The organism is Biomaibacter acetigenes (assembly GCF_003691585.1).
GTDB classification, from domain to species: Bacteria; Bacillota; Thermosediminibacteria; order Thermosediminibacterales; family Tepidanaerobacteraceae; genus Biomaibacter; species Biomaibacter acetigenes.
The window spans coordinates 2,886,170-2,900,890 of sequence record NZ_CP033169.1 but is presented as its reverse complement, the minus strand read 5'-3'; the positions used below and the strand labels follow the sequence as shown (position 1 = coordinate 2,900,890).

General features: G+C 47.2%; 14 protein-coding genes. All 14 read left to right on the top strand.

Features of this window, described 5'->3' with window-relative positions:
• Positions 1-33: 33 nt before the first annotated feature.
• Positions 34-1,746 carry a sigma 54-interacting transcriptional regulator gene (locus tag D2962_RS19365; protein WP_281273689.1) on the top strand — a complete coding sequence of 571 codons (1,713 nt, stop codon included), beginning with the start codon at positions 34-36 and terminating at the stop codon, positions 1,744-1,746.
• Positions 1,747-1,767: 21 nt separating this feature from the next.
• Complete coding sequence (gene phnD, locus D2962_RS14775) at positions 1,768-3,444, top strand: phosphate/phosphite/phosphonate ABC transporter substrate-binding protein (protein WP_122015432.1); 1,677 nt, start codon at positions 1,768-1,770, stop codon at positions 3,442-3,444.
• A 153-nt stretch (positions 3,445-3,597) separates the two neighbouring features.
• A complete protein-coding gene (gene dhaK, locus D2962_RS14770; RefSeq protein WP_122015431.1) occupies positions 3,598-4,596 on the top strand; it encodes a dihydroxyacetone kinase subunit DhaK in 999 nt (332 codons plus the stop codon).
• Between the two features lie 45 nt (positions 4,597-4,641).
• The gene (gene dhaL / locus D2962_RS14765; protein ID WP_122015430.1) at positions 4,642-5,289 is read left to right on the top strand and encodes a dihydroxyacetone kinase subunit DhaL; all 648 of its coding nucleotides are present in this window, start codon (positions 4,642-4,644) and stop codon (positions 5,287-5,289) included.
• A 21-nt stretch (positions 5,290-5,310) separates the two neighbouring features.
• On the top strand, positions 5,311-5,691 hold the full coding sequence (dhaM, locus tag D2962_RS14760; protein ID WP_122015429.1) for a dihydroxyacetone kinase phosphoryl donor subunit DhaM: 381 nt from the start codon (positions 5,311-5,313) through the stop codon (positions 5,689-5,691).
• Positions 5,692-6,072: 381 nt separating this feature from the next.
• Positions 6,073-6,405, top strand: coding sequence for a hypothetical protein (locus D2962_RS14755; RefSeq protein ID WP_122015428.1), 333 nt, complete (start codon positions 6,073-6,075; stop codon positions 6,403-6,405).
• Positions 6,398-7,444 (top strand): V-type ATPase subunit, encoded by a 1,047-nt coding sequence (locus D2962_RS14750; protein ID WP_122015427.1) that lies wholly within the window; start codon positions 6,398-6,400, stop codon positions 7,442-7,444. Before D2962_RS14755 ends, D2962_RS14750 begins: the two co-directional genes overlap by 8 nt.
• Before the next feature lie 19 nt (positions 7,445-7,463).
• The gene (locus tag D2962_RS14745; RefSeq protein ID WP_122015426.1) at positions 7,464-9,509 is read left to right on the top strand and encodes a V-type ATP synthase subunit I; all 2,046 of its coding nucleotides are present in this window, start codon (positions 7,464-7,466) and stop codon (positions 9,507-9,509) included.
• A gap of 25 nt (positions 9,510-9,534) precedes the next feature.
• Positions 9,535-9,954, top strand: a complete 420-nt coding sequence (locus D2962_RS14740) for an ATP synthase subunit C (RefSeq protein ID WP_120767138.1) — start codon at positions 9,535-9,537, stop codon at positions 9,952-9,954.
• A 10-nt stretch (positions 9,955-9,964) separates the two neighbouring features.
• On the top strand, positions 9,965-10,273 hold the full coding sequence (locus tag D2962_RS14735) for a V-type ATP synthase subunit F (protein WP_122015425.1): 309 nt from the start codon (positions 9,965-9,967) through the stop codon (positions 10,271-10,273).
• Positions 10,274-10,283: 10 nt separating this feature from the next.
• Entirely contained in the window at positions 10,284-10,910 is a 627-nt protein-coding gene (locus D2962_RS14730; protein ID WP_122015424.1) for a V-type ATP synthase subunit E, read from the top strand.
• Between the two features lies 1 nt (position 10,911).
• The gene (locus D2962_RS14725; RefSeq protein ID WP_122015423.1) at positions 10,912-12,696 is read left to right on the top strand and encodes a V-type ATP synthase subunit A; all 1,785 of its coding nucleotides are present in this window, start codon (positions 10,912-10,914) and stop codon (positions 12,694-12,696) included.
• Entirely contained in the window at positions 12,686-14,059 is a 1,374-nt protein-coding gene (locus D2962_RS14720) for a V-type ATP synthase subunit B (RefSeq protein WP_122015422.1), read from the top strand. The genes D2962_RS14725 and D2962_RS14720 overlap by 11 nt, the downstream gene beginning before the upstream one ends.
• 6 nt (positions 14,060-14,065) lie before the next feature.
• Entirely contained in the window at positions 14,066-14,689 is a 624-nt protein-coding gene (locus D2962_RS14715) for a V-type ATP synthase subunit D (protein WP_122015421.1), read from the top strand.
• The last annotated feature ends 32 nt before the right edge of the window (positions 14,690-14,721 follow it).

The window sequence follows — 14,721 nt, the reverse complement described above, 5'->3', positions numbered from 1 at the left end:
TTTCAAGGCCATCTCATGTTAGGGGTGAGGAGCTTGCTTCAAAGAGAAGTGGTATTCTGTCATCCAAAAGGTCTGCACATAAGGGCGGCGGCTATGATGGTCCAGAAGGCGCATGAGATAGAACACAACTGGGGCACCAATATATATATACGCAACCGGTACGGAAGGGAAGTTCCGGCTACCGCTCTCATGGCCCTCCATTCCCTCAATTTAAAATTCGGAGAAAAAGTAACGATAGTGGCAAAGGGCAGCAGGGTGGTTGAAGCTGTAGATTGTTTTGACAGGCTGCTGCAAAGCGATTTTTCGCCAAAAAACAGTGAAGAGATTGAAAAAATGGATAACATCCTGGAGGAAAATGCTTTAACTTCGGACACAATCTTTCAGAGTATTGCCGACGGCCTTATAGTGGTAAATAAAAAGGGCTGCATTACGATGTTTAACCGTGCGGCTGAAGAGATTACCGGATTCAAGAGCCATGAGGTAATCGGTGAAAAAATAGAAAATATCATTCCCGGAATAAAAATGCAAAACATACTGCGGGATGGAAGGGACGAGCTGGGCAGCAAAAAGGTCATAGGGAAATCCGCAGTGGTTACCGATATCACTCCGATAATCATCAACAATGAAATACTGGGAGCCGTTATAGTATTTCAGGATATCCTTCAGATTGAAAGGCTTATAGACAAACTGGATGAATTTAAAGAATTAAAAGCCAGGATCGATTTGATAAACGAAGCGGTGGCAAAAGCCGAATACCTTGAAGAGGAATTAAAACGGACCCAGAAGCTTGACAGTGCTTTTGAGCCCATAGTTGGTAGAAGCGGGCGTCTGCAGGATGCGCTGGCCATCGCGTCCAAGGCTGCCGAGACCCATTCCACAGTTTTGATCCGCGGGGAAAGCGGCACCGGAAAGGAACTCATCGCTAGAGCCATTCATTATGCCAGTCGAAGGAAGGATAAACCTTTTGTTCGGGTGAACTGCCCCGCCATACCTTCGCCTCTCCTGGAAAGCGAACTTTTCGGCCATGAGAAGGGTTCATTCACGGGAGCCATCTATCAGAAGCTGGGGAGATTTGAACTGGCCAACGGCGGCACTGTTTTTCTTGATGAAATCGGAGAAATGAACGTGGAAATGCAGGCAAAGCTTTTGAGGATATTACAGGAAAGGGAATTCGAGAGAGTCGGGGGCACCCAGACGATAAAAGTGGATGTAAGGGTCATAGCCGCCACAAACAGAAACCTGGAAGAAATGGTCAAAAGCGGAGCATTCAGAGAGGACCTTTACTACAGGCTGAACGTGGTGCCGATTGTGCTTCCGCCGCTGAGAAAAAGAAAAGAAGACATACCGGACCTGGCCGAACATTTTTTAAACAAGCTGAGCCGTGAGCTGGAAAAGGACGTTACAGCCATAACCCGCCGGGCCATGAAATATTTGCTGGGTTATGATTGGCCGGGAAATGTGAGGGAACTGGAGAACGTCATTGAACGAGCCATAAATCTCACCGACGATAACGTAATAGACATAGACGATCTTCCGACGTACGTCACAGGAATCAGCATAGAAGACAAACAATTCCTGGTCAATCCCGACTCCGACGGAGAGATAGCTCCTTTTGAGGAATATGAGAAGGAAATTATAAAATTAGCCCTGAAGAAATATAAAAGTTTTAACGCCGCCGGAAAAGCCCTGGGGCTCACTCACAAGACGGTGGCGGCCAAAGCCAGAAAGTACGGCCTTTTGGTGTAAAACGGAGAAAGGAGTAGTATCATGCCGGTCGATTTGGGGATATCGGGGATTGAGGACATACTTCCTATTGGGGAGAAACTGGGTTACGACGCCCATGAAATAAACTGGATAGTCGACAGGAACTCTGAAAAATCCAGGAGATTGGTAGAGATAATAGAAGGCATAAACGTCAATTCGCAGAAAAACAGTAATAGTTTAACTGCCGGCACATCGGACCTGGAGGAACTTTCCAAATTTGCTTCAGGACTAAAGGAGAGCGCTCTCGAGGTATTGAATAAGTCCAGAGAAAGCCTTGGGAAAATAAGGGAGGGAAGTCAGGCTATCGCCGAAGTTCAGAACCTGATTGACAGGGTCTCGGAGGAAATGGACAAATCTTCGAATGATGTGGCCGGCCTCCTGGAGCTTACAGATAAGGTTGCAGGATTTGTGACCTTTGTGAGGAGCATCGCCCGTCAGACACATCTTCTGGCGATAAATGCGACTATTGAGGCGGCAAGAGCGGGAGAGGTCGGCAGGGGATTCGGCGTAGTGGCGTCGGAGATAAGGAAGCTGGCGGAAATGAGCAGTACAAGAGCCCACGAGATTCAGGAGACCGCAGGCGTAATCAACGAAGGGATTAGTCGGGCACACTCAATTTCCAGAGAAAGCGCCGCCAGATTGAAAGGTGTCAGAGAAAAGACTCAGCTCAGCGGGAACGTCATGGATGAATCGGTGAAGGTGTTCGAAGATATAGCCGGTGTAAACGAAAAATTGTTCGAATCCATATCCCGACAGGCTAAGACGGCGGGCTCCCTGAGCGAGATTTTTTCTTCTCTTGCCCGGGAGACTGCGGCTACTTCAGACTCCACCCGTAAGGTAACGGAATTGATAAAAGAACAGGAACAGAACAACAGGATGCTGCTCGACATAGCAGAAAAACTCGTAAAAAATGTGTACGCTCTTCAGAAAACCACGCTGAAGTTCAAAAAAAAGGATGAATTGATTATAGGAATAAATCCCGCTTTAAGTCCCGATGTAATAAAAGCCATGTACCTGCCGGCCATCAATGCCGTGGGGGAGACGGCTGGATTCAACTTCAGGGTTATGATTGCGGCGGATTACAATGCTCTGGCCGATTGCCTTATAGAAGGAATAGTGGATGTGGGCTGGTTTTCTCCCCTGGCATACGTCAACGCCAGATATAAAGCCGACATAACTCCCATTGCGACGCCCGTGGTGAACGGTGCCGCCAGCTACAGGGGTTATATAATAACGGTTCCGGGTTCCGGTATTTCTTCCATAAAAGATTTGAAGGGAAAGAAATTGGCCTTCGTAGACCCGAAGTCGGCTTCGGGATACGCGTATCCGAGAATGCTTTTAAAAAAGGCGGGGATCGATCCGGATAGAGACCTTTCGGAGAAAGTTTTTCTGGGCACTCACAGCAGAGTGGTGGAAGCGGTGCTGCAGGGGACCGTGGATGCGGGAGCTACTTATTCCGAAGCCCTTGACGACGCAAAAAAGCGGGGGCTTGCGGTAGAAAAACTTAAAATTCTTGCCGAAACCGATCCGATCCCGAAAGACTGTATAGCTGCAAGGCCAGACATCGAAAAAAAGCGTGGTGGACAGCCTGAAGAGCGGATTTATGGCTTACAGAGCAAAAAAAGAAAAGATGAACGGGGGCGGATCTATCATAAACGGCTTTATTCCGGCCATGGATGAGAATTATGACATAGTCAGAGCAGTGGCAAATGACGCAGGTTGATAAAAATTACCAGGCCGATAGATAATAAAGGGCATTATAATGCCCTTTTTTAACTGGCACGATTCTTGCTTGATATATTTTACATCTATTATTTTAAAGGAGGGCTTGAAATGAAAAAACTCATCAACAATCCCGAACATGTGGTAGAAGAAATGCTTGAGGGGATGGTGGCGGCGTTTCCCGGATACGTGAGGAAGCTGGAAGGTTTTAATGTCATTGTGAGAGCCGACGCGCCAATCAAAGGCAAGGTCGGCCTTGTGTCCGGCGGCGGAAGCGGCCATGAACCTTCCCATGCCGGTTTCGTGGGCAAAGGTATGCTGGATGCCGGCGTTGCCGGAGCCGTATTCACCTCTCCTACTCCGGACCAGATATTCGAGGCTGTTAAGGCGGTGGACGGCGGCGCCGGAGTGCTGCTCATAATCAAAAATTACACCGGCGATGTGATGAACTTTGAAATGGCCGGTGAAATGGCGGAGATGGAAGGCATCAAAGTGGCCAAGGTTGTAGTAAATGACGACGTGGCGGTGGAAAACAGCACTTACACCACAGGCAGAAGAGGCATAGCGGGCACCGTGTTCGTGCACAAGATCGCCGGAGCCAAGGCCCAGGCCGGCGGCACCCTTGAGGAAGTAAAAACCGTGGCAGAAAAGGTCATCGCCAATGTGAGAAGCATGGGAATGGCCCTGACCCCGTGCGTGGTGCCCGCTGCGGGAAAGCCCACCTTTACTTTAGCTGAAGACGAAATGGAAATAGGCATGGGAATCCACGGAGAACCTGGCACCATGCGGACAAAGATCATGAAAGCCGACGAAATAGTGGAACACCTGATGTCAAAAATACTGACAGATCTTCCATACAAACCCGGAGACGAAGTGGCGGTCATGATAAACGGCCTTGGAGCCACTCCCATCATGGAACAATTCATAATGAACAATAAAGTGAACAAAATCTTAAAAGAAAAGGGGATTAAAGTCCACAGGACATACATCGGCGAATACATGACTTCACTGGAAATGGCGGGCGCCTCGATAACACTGCTCAAACTGGACGAGGAATTGAAAAACCTGCTGGATGCACCGGCGGATACCCCCGCTTTCAGACAGTTTTAAAGACTTTTTACACCACAACCAATATTGCGAAAGGAGACCTGTCAAATGGCAACAGACACAGCGGGACTTGTGAAAATACTTGAAGCAGTGGCGGGGAAAATCAGCGAAAACCGCGAATTTTTGACCGAACTGGATTCGGCCATCGGGGACGCGGACCACGGCATAAACATGTCGAAGGGATTTTCGGCGGTTCTTGAAAAGCTACATTCGCAGAAAATCGATGATTGCGGAACGATTTTGAAAACCGTTGGTATGACACTCGTATCGACAGTGGGAGGAGCGTCGGGGCCGCTATACGGCACCGCTTTTATGAAAGCAGGCCAGGCAGTGGCGGGCAAGTCGAGTCTTGATTTTGAAGATTTTGTAACCATCCTGGACCAGGCCCTGGAAGGCATAAAATATCGGGGAAAGGCGCAGCGGGGGGATAAAACCATCATTGACGCACTGGAACCCGCTGTAGAAATTTTAAGGAAGGAAAAGGATTGTACCGATAAGAAAGCAGCTATGGACAAAGCGCTTAATGCGGCAAAAGAGGGAGTGGAGTACACCCGAAGCATAATAGCAAAAAAGGGGAGGGCCAGTTACCTGGGAGAAAGGAGTATAGGGCATCAGGACCCCGGAGCCACATCGTGCTATTTGATGTTACAGGCGGCGATTGAAAAGATCAAAGAGATGTCCGGTAAAGGGTGTTAGATTTAAGAGGGAGGCGTTTAAATGGTCGGAATTGTCCTGGTATCCCACACCCCGAAAATTGCTGAAGGGACTCTGGAATTGATAAAGCAAATGACCGGTGAAAAAGTTATCATGGAAATTGCTGCCGGAACCTGTGACAACCGCCTGGGCACCGATCCGGTGTTGATCGGAGAAAAGATAAGAAAAGCGGATACGGGCGATGGAGTGATTGTGATAGTGGATTTAGGAAGCTCGATCATGAGCACCGAAGTTGCCATAGAATCTCTTGAAGAGCCAACGAGATCCAGGGCGGCTATCGCGGATGCGCCTTTTGTGGAGGGAGCCATAGCCGCTGCAATGGAAGCCAGCTTCGGGAAGGGTCTGCAGGATGTTAAAATGCCGCCGAAAACACGCGGGGTATGAAAAAAATCGCATAATGAGTAGTTGACAGGGCTGTTGAATTTTATTCAACAGCTTATTTTTATAAAGAATTTTTTAAAAAATAATGTATATTGTATGCCATTTAGGATTTAACAGCAATTGAAATGATTTTCAAGAATATGTATGCCAAAATGCCATATTACTGCTATTTGCCATTATTTTATTGTATTTATACTTTTATAAAAATTGCCTTTGTAACATAACAGTAATATACTTAAGAATAAGTTCGAAAAAGCGAATTAAATTTCATTTTTTCAGCCTGTCCCCCTGCGGGCAGGTTTTTAACTCTTTAGGGGGAATTAAAACCCCGAAGCCTCATAAGGCCGTTGAAGCGGCCGTCAAAACCTCAAAGAAGGTGATATTTTGGAAGAGCAGGCCATAGCAAGGCTCATGGAACTTGACGCCAGGGCTGCGGAGATAAGTACCGGAAGGGAAAAGCAACTGGCAGACATCGAGCGCCGGTATAAAGAAGAAGAGCAGAAAATGATCAGGGATTTTACACGCAGGATAGAAGATGAAACCAGAGAAATTGCACAAAAAATACTGCAGGAAGGGCAGCAGGAAGTTGAGAAACTAAACTTAAAGACCGGGGAAATCCTGGAGAACATGGAGCGGGAGTTTGAAAAGTCCCGGAAAGACATGACCGATGAAATACTAAAGCGTATTTTTGATGTCAAGAGGGAGAATCATGGATAAGGTAACCGTTTATGCTGCCGTAAATACCAAGATAAGGGCAATGGAAGGAGATTTTTTAAAGCGTGAAGACTACATGAACATGCTGCAGAAGAAGTCTGTGGCCGATGTGACCCGCTATCTAAAAGATTACACTTCTTACGGCAAGCTGCTTGGAGATATCCGCATCGATAATATCAGCAGAAGAGACCTGGAAGACATCCTGAAACGCAACATGATAAAAAACATGGATAGATTGATGCACTATTTCCGGGATGATTACAGGGACTTTGTCCGTTCCCTTTATATAAAGTATGAGATAGAGGATTTGAAAAGTTTAGCCCGGGCCATATTTAACGGTAAAAAACCTGAAACTATGGAAAAGCCCCTCACTTTTTTAGGCAAGTACAGCCGAGCAGAGGCCGAAAAACTTTTTAAATCTACGACCATCAAGAACTTGATATATTCCCTGGACGGCTCCGAGTTCTTTGAAGTTTTAAAACCTCTGCTGGACGGCAAAAGGGAAAACCTCTTCAGATTCGAGATGGCTTTAGACATGGGGTATTTCAGTATCATTCAAAACAGGAGGCAAAAGATATCCGCAAAAGACAGAGAAGTGCTCAAAAAATGGGAAGGCATGGTGGCCGATCTTTACAATATTCAATGGATATACCGGGGAAAGAAATTCTACAGACTGTCACCTGAAGAGCTTTTAAACTATACCATGAATTTCGGGGACAAACTGACTTTTACCGATAGAAAGGCCATGTGCTATGCAAAAAACCTTGATGAGCTCTACCGGATGACAATGGATTCCGGGTACGGTTTTTTATTTAAAAAGGAAGAAATATCAAGGGATATATACATGGAAAGGCGCATAAACAGGTATATATATTATAAACTAAAGGCTCTGACCCGTAAATATCCCATGAGTATCATACAGACCATCGGATATGTGTGGTCTCTTGAATTTGAAATAAGAGATATCATTTCAATTATAGAAAGCATAAGGTATGAATTGCCGCCGGAGGAGACCAGGAAATTTCTTGTAAAAGCTTCATAAGTTCGAGGAGGTGATTTTCATGGGAGTAGAAAAGATGAAAATCGTGGGGGTTATAGGCAAAAATGCTCTTTTAAGCCGGGTACTCCGCCTGGTGGTTTTGAACGGGAGCATGCACATGATAAATGCCCTGGTGAGGGTGAATTCCAGCGATTTTTTCCTGCCCCCCAGCGAAAAAAACATTGAGGCCCTGGAAGAACTGCCTTTCCTCAAACCCTATTCTTCAAAGAGGGATTTTTCGCATGATGAGGAGGTGGTAACATCATTACTAAAGCTTTTCGGCTTGAAGCCCCAGGTAAGGTTGGAACACCTCGGGCAGGACTATGATTATGATGATTTTATGAAGCAGCTTTTAGATATCTATGAAAAAGTGCATTCCACTGACGATGAAATAAATGAAAGAATGCGTTCTATCGAGAAAAAAAGAGAGTACATCGACAGCCTCAAATACCTGACGAAGTATAGTTTTGACATAGGCCGCCTCACCGATATGAAATACCTGGCTTTCAGACTTTTGAAGATATCCAGGGAAAATTACGACAAGCTCAAGAAGAACTACGAAAACATACCTGCGGTGGTTATAAAGGTGGCGGTGGAAGGCAAATATGTCGTAGTGGCTTCCATAACTCCGGTAAGCCTGGAGGAAACCGTAGAAAAGATTTTTAGCTCATTAAACCACACCCTTCTTGCAATGCCCACCGGGTATTCGGGGACTGCCGCAAAGGTGATGGAAGACCTGACAAACAGCATAGACGAAGACCAGAAAGTCATTGACTCCCTCAAAAGATCCCTGGAAGACTACAGGATAAAATACGCCAAGGAATTCGAAAAGGGCTTTTCCAGGCTTGAGATGGAGAAAAAGGTCGAGGAACTTAAATCTGATCTTGCCGTGGGTGACAAGCTGTTTTTCATGTTTGGCTTTGTGCCTGTGAGCAGTGTGTCAGATCTTAAAGGTGAGCTGGAGAGTCAATTTAAGGAAGATGTAATTGTTCTGGTAGATGATATAAACAACAGCGGACCGGGTATAACTCCGCCCACAAAGCTCAGCAACGCGAAACTTTTCAGGCCTTTTGAAACTCTGGTGAAAATGTACGGTACCCCGGCTTACAATGAGAAAGACCCCACGGTCTTTTTCGGCCTGACATACATGCTGCTCTTCGGCGCTATGTTTGGCGATGTGGGTCAGGGGCTTATACTGCTTTTGTCCGGCCTGGTCCTGGAATTTTTCATGAAAAGGACCAGCATGGGGGGCGTGCTGAGCAGGATAGGTCTCTCCTCCACTATTTTCGGTTTTATTTACGGCAGTGTTTTCGGTTCCGAGGAAATCATACCGCCGCTCATCATAAGACCCATGGCCAATATCAATTACATGCTGGTGGCAGCAGTCGTTTTCGGTATTGTCCTTATCATCGGCGGTTATATATACAACATAATGAATTCCGGTATGGAAAGGAATGTGGAAGAAGGACTTTTCGGTAGAAATGGTGCGGCGGGGCTTGCCTTTTACCTGATACTGCTGTACGCTGTTTCACATACCGCCCTTACTAACAGCGGCATTTCGCCGGCACTGGTTTACGCCATGGCAGGCCTTCTGCTCTTAATGGTGTTCAAACAGCCCCTGGCGAGCAGACTCACCCACGCGGATAAGCTTTACAGGGAATCTCCCGCCGATTACTATATCGAAGAGGGCTTTGGGGTGATAGAGACTCTACTTTCCATGATGTCCAACACCATATCCTTCATAAGGGTGGGAGCTTTTGCTCTAAACCATGTAGGGCTCTATATAGCCTTCGCCACCATGGGAGACATGATGGGAGCCGCATGGGAAGATATAGCCGTACTGGTGATAGGAAACGTTATAATTATCGGTCTGGAAGGCCTGATAGTGTTCATCCAGGCCTTGAGGCTTGAATATTACGAGCTCTTCACCAAGTATTTCCGGGGAGATGGCGTGGAATACCTGCCGGCAAAGTTGAAGGGCATTACACCCGCCACCGGGAGGCCTGGCTTCTTTCATAACAGGAGAATTTCCCGGGAAATCGGGATGCATATTTTCGCCACTTTATAATTAATTTTGAATGGGGGTCATAAACATGTATGCAGTATTGTTTATAGCCATGGCCATATCGGGATTGACCGTGGCAGCAGGATTGTATATATACTTGATGAAAGATGAGGCAAAAGCCAGAAAGGTTAAAAAACTTGTCAGGTTCAGTGTAATATCTTATGCTGTGCTGGTGGCAGCTTTCCTGTTCTTCCTGGTGCCGGGCATTGCCAGCGCTGCATCTTCGGCAAATCCAGCGTCAGGAATGGGATTTATTGCGGCAGCTCTTGCCACGGGTCTGGCCACCATCGGCGCCGGTTACGCAGTGGGCGCCGTAGGTTCTTCGGCATTGGGAGCGGTGTCCGAAGACCCGAATATCCTTGGCAAAACCCTTATATTCGTGGGACTGGCCGAAGGTATAGCCATCTATGGGCTGATTGTTTCCATAATGATCCTGGGCAGACTGTAGAGGGATTTGTATGAACGTCTTTCTTATAAGCGACAATACCCATACCCTGACCGGCATGAGGCTGACGGGGGTGGAAGGTGTCGTGGTCCATACCAGGGAAGAGGTATTAAATGAATTAAAAAAAGTAAAGGAAAGCCGGGATATAGGCATTTTGCTCATAACCGAACTGCTGGCGGAAAAGGTGCAGCAGGAACTGGATGAGATGAAACTTTCCAGCAGCCTTCCTATAATAATCGAGATTCCTGACAGGCACGGTTCAAGGCGGCCCCCCGACTTTTTAACCCGGTATATAAGGGAATCCATAGGACTTAAGATTTGAGGTGAATAGCATGTCCACCACTATTGAAGACAAGATTTCCCTTTTCACGAAGGTGCTCATAGAGAGAATAGAACATGATTTCCAGGAAAAACAAAAAAAGCTTGTGGACTATTATGAAGCCCGGAAGTCCGATATTATTAAGGATTACGAAGAAAGAAAAAGGGCTGCGGTGAATGATGCTGCAAAAGATGCCGAGATAAAAAAACAGCAGATGATTTCCAAGGCAAAATCTACCATGCACCTGGCGGTACTGAAAAAGAGGCATGAATTTACCGAAAGGATCATGGATGAAGTCAAGGAAAGGGCCAGGGCTTTTACGAACACGGCAGAATACGTAGAATTTTTAAAGGAAGCCATAAAAAAAGTTAGTGTCAGGTTTTCAGGTGATAGTTTTGTGAATTACATCTTCAGCAGGAATGATTTTGAGAACCACCGGGAAATTATTTCAAGCACCATAAAGTCTTTCAGGGATGAAAATACCTTTAAAATAGAGAGCAATGACAGCATGATAGGTGGGGTTTTTGCAAAAAGCGGCGACGGCAGGCTGGAGATAGATTTCACCGTGAACACCACCATAGAAGAAAGCCGCAAGCTGGTGGGAGAAATCCTATCTTCAAGGCTTAGCGAGGGGTGTTAGAATGGCAAGTCAGGGTAATATCATATATATCAACGGTCCTGTGGTAAAAGCTGATAAGATGGAAGATTTCATGGTGCGGGAAATGGTGATGGTAGGGGAAAAAAAGCTTATAGGCGAGGTTATTTCCCTGGAAAAGGACCGGGGCACTATCCAGGTATACGAAGAAACATCGGGCCTCAGGATGGGGGAAAAGGTCATCGGCACCGGAAGGCCCCTTTCGGTCAAGCTGGGTCCCGGAATTATAGGCAATATCTTTGACGGCATTGAAAGGCCGCTTTCAAAAATATATGATTCAGGATTCAAATACATTCCCGAAGGCATCGGCCTGATTTCCATAGACGACAGGAAGCTATGGGATGTGGAGATTCTGGCAAAACAGGGGGATATTCTTAATCCTGGCGATGTTTTTGCAAAAGTGCAGGAGACCTCCATGGTGGTACACAAAGTCATGGTTCCTCCAGGGATAAAAGGCAGAGTAGTAAGTGTTGTAAAAAGCGGTTCTTATACTATTCATGATACCCTTGCAGTATTGGAAAAGGATGGAATACAACATGAGCTTAAGATGTACCAGGAATGGCCCGTAAGGCAGCCAAGACCGGTGGCTCAGAGGATGCCCATAGAAAAACTGCTGGTGACCGGGCAGAGGGTCATCGATACCTTTTTTCCCCTGGCCAAGGGCGGCACCGCTGCCATTCCCGGCGGCTTTGGCACCGGAAAGACTATAACCCAGCACCAGCTGGCCAAGTGGAGCGATGCCGACATTATTGTGTATATAGGCTGCGGTGAGCGAGGCAATGAGATGACCGAAGTTCTGGAGGACTTTCCCAAGCTGAAAGACCCCAGGACCGGCAACCCCCTGATGGACAGGACGGTACTCATAGCCAACACCTCCAACATGCCGGTGGCGGCCAGGGAGGCCTCCATATATACCGGCATCACCATAGCCGAATACTTCAGAGACATGGGGTACAATGTAGCCATCATGGCCGACTCTACCTCGAGATGGGCCGAAGCCCTCAGAGAAATTGCCGGCAGGCTGGAGGAGATGCCCGCCGAAGAAGGCTATCCCGCATACCTGGCGTCAAGACTGGCGGCATTTTACGAGAGGGCCGGCTATGTCAGGAACCTGAACGGCACCGAGGGTTCCATCACTGTAATTGGTGCTGTTTCCCCTGCAGGCGGGGACTTCTCGGAACCTGTAACCCAGTCCACAAAAAGGATTGTAGGAGCTTTTCTGGCCCTGGACAGGGAGCTGGCTCATGCCAGGCACTTCCCTTCCATAAACTGGCTTTCATCTTACAGCGGCTATGTTCCCATGCTGGGAGACTGGTTCAGGCAAAATATTGCCTCCGACATTATGGCGCTGAGATCCAAAATGCTGAAGATACTGCAGGAAGAAAACAAGCTCATGGACATAGTAAAACTGGTGGGCGAGGATGTGCTACCCGACGACCAGAGGGTCATACTGGAAATAGCCCGCATCATAAAGATGGGATATCTACAGCAAAACGCCTACCATCCGCAGGACTCCTATGTGCCTCTTTCCCGCCAGTACAGCATGCTTAAGGTCATCGATAGGCTTTACGACAGAGCATATTCCTGCGTGAGAAGGGGTATCCCCCTCTCAAAAATCAAGGATGAAGCCCTCTTTTCCGATATAATAATGATGAAATACAACGCTTCCGATGAAAAACCCGAGCTCTTCCAGGAGCTTTGCGACAGGATAGATCGATACTATGACAGCCTGGAGAGCATGTACAAAGAAGGTGCGGCAGATGAAGGTTAAATATCTGAAACTGGATAAGGCTGAAGGTCCCCTTGTAGTCATGAATGAAGTCAAGGATGCGGTCTACGACGAAATAGTGGACATAGAGATGACCGGCGGGGAGTACAGGATGGGGAAAGTGGTCCAGATTGACAGGGACAGGGTCATAATCCAGGTGTTTCAAGGGACATCGGGCATTTCTTTAAATGATGTGAGCGTGAGCTTTACCGGCAAGCCCATGGAGATCCCCCTTTCCAGAGAGATTCTCGGTAGGGTTTTTAACGGTACTGCCATGCCTATCGACGGCGCCGGAGAGATATATTCCAACAATACCTATAACATAAACGGCAGGCCCATGAATCCTGTGGCAAGGCTTTATCCCAGAAACTACATTCAAACCGGAATTTCTTCTATAGATGGCCTTATAACCCTGATAAGAGGCCAGAAACTTCCCATATTCTCTGGAGACGGCCTTCCCCACAACCAGCTGGCAGCCCAGATCGTGAGGCAGGCCAGGATTTCCGATGAAGAAGCCGGAAAATTTGCGGTGGTTTTTGCAGCCATGGGTATAAAGCACGATGAGGCCGACTTTTTTAGGAAAGTCTTTGAAGAAGCAGGAGTCATGGATAGAGTAGTAATGTTTTTAAACCTTGCCGATGACCCGGTGGTGGAGAGGATTATAACACCCAGGTGTGCTCTGACGGCGGCAGAGTATCTGGCTTTTGAATGCGATATGCAAGTGCTGGTGATAATGACTGACATAACCAGCTACTGCGAGGCATTGAGAGAGATTTCCTCCGCCCGGGAAGAAGTGCCCTCCAGGAAGGGATATCCGGGATACCTCTACTCGGATCTCGCCAGCCTATATGAGAGGGCGGGCATGTTGAAGGGTTCCAAAGGAAGCATCACCCAGATACCCATACTCACCATGCCAAATGATGATATCACCCATCCGGTGCCGGATCTTACCGGATATATAACTGAAGGACAGATAGTTTTAAACAGGTCTTTATACCAGATGGGAATATATCCTCCTATCAACGTTCTCCCATCCCTGTCGCGATTGATGAAAGACGGCATAGGCAAAGAATACACCAGGGAAGACCATCCCGACGTGGCAAACCAGGTTTTCTCGGCCTACTCCAGGGTCCAGGAGATCAGAGCTCTGGCTCAGGTCATAGGGGAAGATGAGCTTTCGGAGACAGATAAAAAATATATGGAATTCGGGCGGCAGTTTGAGGAGCGTTTTGCAAAACAGGACTTCGAAGAAAACCGGGATATAAACACCACTCTGGACCTGATGTGGGAACTGCTTACAATCTTGCCCGAACAGGAACTCACCAGAATAGATCCTTCCCTTGTGAAAAAATACTTGAGGAAGTGATTTTTGATGCAGGAAAACATTGCTCCCACCAAGGCCAATTTAATGGCAGCCCAGGCAGCCCTGGACTTCTCCAAAAAAGGGTATGAACTGCTGGATAAAAAAAGAAACGTGCTGATAAGAGAAATGATGGGGCTTATGGATAGGGCCAAAGAGATGCAGCAGAAGATGCGGGAGATTTTCAAAGATGCCTATGAAGCCCTGACCATGGCCAACATCACCCTGGGAATAAATGAGGTCCATGAGGTGGCCAAGTCCATACCCCGGGCTACCGAATTTACAGTGCTTACCCACAGTGTCATGGGGGTGGAGATACCGAAGATAAAATATGAAAAGCATGACCTTGAACATTACTACAGCTTTTATCACACCAATACCGCCCTGGATGTGGCCCTGCAGAAATTTCACCAGGTAAAATACCTGCTTTATGAGCTGGCGGAAGTGGAAGATTCGGTATATAAGCTGGCCATGGAGATTAAGAGGACCCAGAAGAGGGCCAACGCCCTCCAGAATATCCAGATACCAAAATACGAAGCTCTGGTGAAAATGATCTCCGAGGTGCTGGAGGAAAAGGAAAGGGAAGATTTCTTCCGCCTCAAAGTACTGAAAAAGAAAAAACTCCGCCGGGCATGAGTCAGGGGAAGATGAGTCAGGGGACGGTTCTC

Excerpts from the sequence above, each read along its gene's own strand:
- D2962_RS14735 (WP_122015425.1), top strand. The coding sequence starts at position 9,965 with ATGAACGTCTTTCTTATAAGCGACAATACCCATACCCTGACCGGCATG.
- D2962_RS14745 (WP_122015426.1), top strand. The coding sequence starts at position 7,464 with ATGGGAGTAGAAAAGATGAAAATCGTGGGGGTTATAGGCAAAAATGCT.
- D2962_RS14730 (WP_122015424.1), top strand. The coding sequence starts at position 10,284 with ATGTCCACCACTATTGAAGACAAGATTTCCCTTTTCACGAAGGTGCTC.
- dhaL (WP_122015430.1), top strand. The coding sequence starts at position 4,642 with ATGGCAACAGACACAGCGGGACTTGTGAAAATACTTGAAGCAGTGGCG.
- D2962_RS14720 (WP_122015422.1), top strand. The coding sequence starts at position 12,686 with ATGAAGGTTAAATATCTGAAACTGGATAAGGCTGAAGGTCCCCTTGTA.
- dhaM (WP_122015429.1), top strand. The coding sequence starts at position 5,311 with ATGGTCGGAATTGTCCTGGTATCCCACACCCCGAAAATTGCTGAAGGG.
- phnD (WP_122015432.1), top strand. The coding sequence starts at position 1,768 with ATGCCGGTCGATTTGGGGATATCGGGGATTGAGGACATACTTCCTATT.
- D2962_RS14740 (WP_120767138.1), top strand. The coding sequence starts at position 9,535 with ATGTATGCAGTATTGTTTATAGCCATGGCCATATCGGGATTGACCGTG.
- dhaK (WP_122015431.1), top strand. The coding sequence starts at position 3,598 with ATGAAAAAACTCATCAACAATCCCGAACATGTGGTAGAAGAAATGCTT.
- D2962_RS14750 (WP_122015427.1), top strand. The coding sequence starts at position 6,398 with ATGGATAAGGTAACCGTTTATGCTGCCGTAAATACCAAGATAAGGGCA.
- D2962_RS14725 (WP_122015423.1), top strand. The coding sequence starts at position 10,912 with ATGGCAAGTCAGGGTAATATCATATATATCAACGGTCCTGTGGTAAAA.
- D2962_RS14715 (WP_122015421.1), top strand. The coding sequence starts at position 14,066 with ATGCAGGAAAACATTGCTCCCACCAAGGCCAATTTAATGGCAGCCCAG.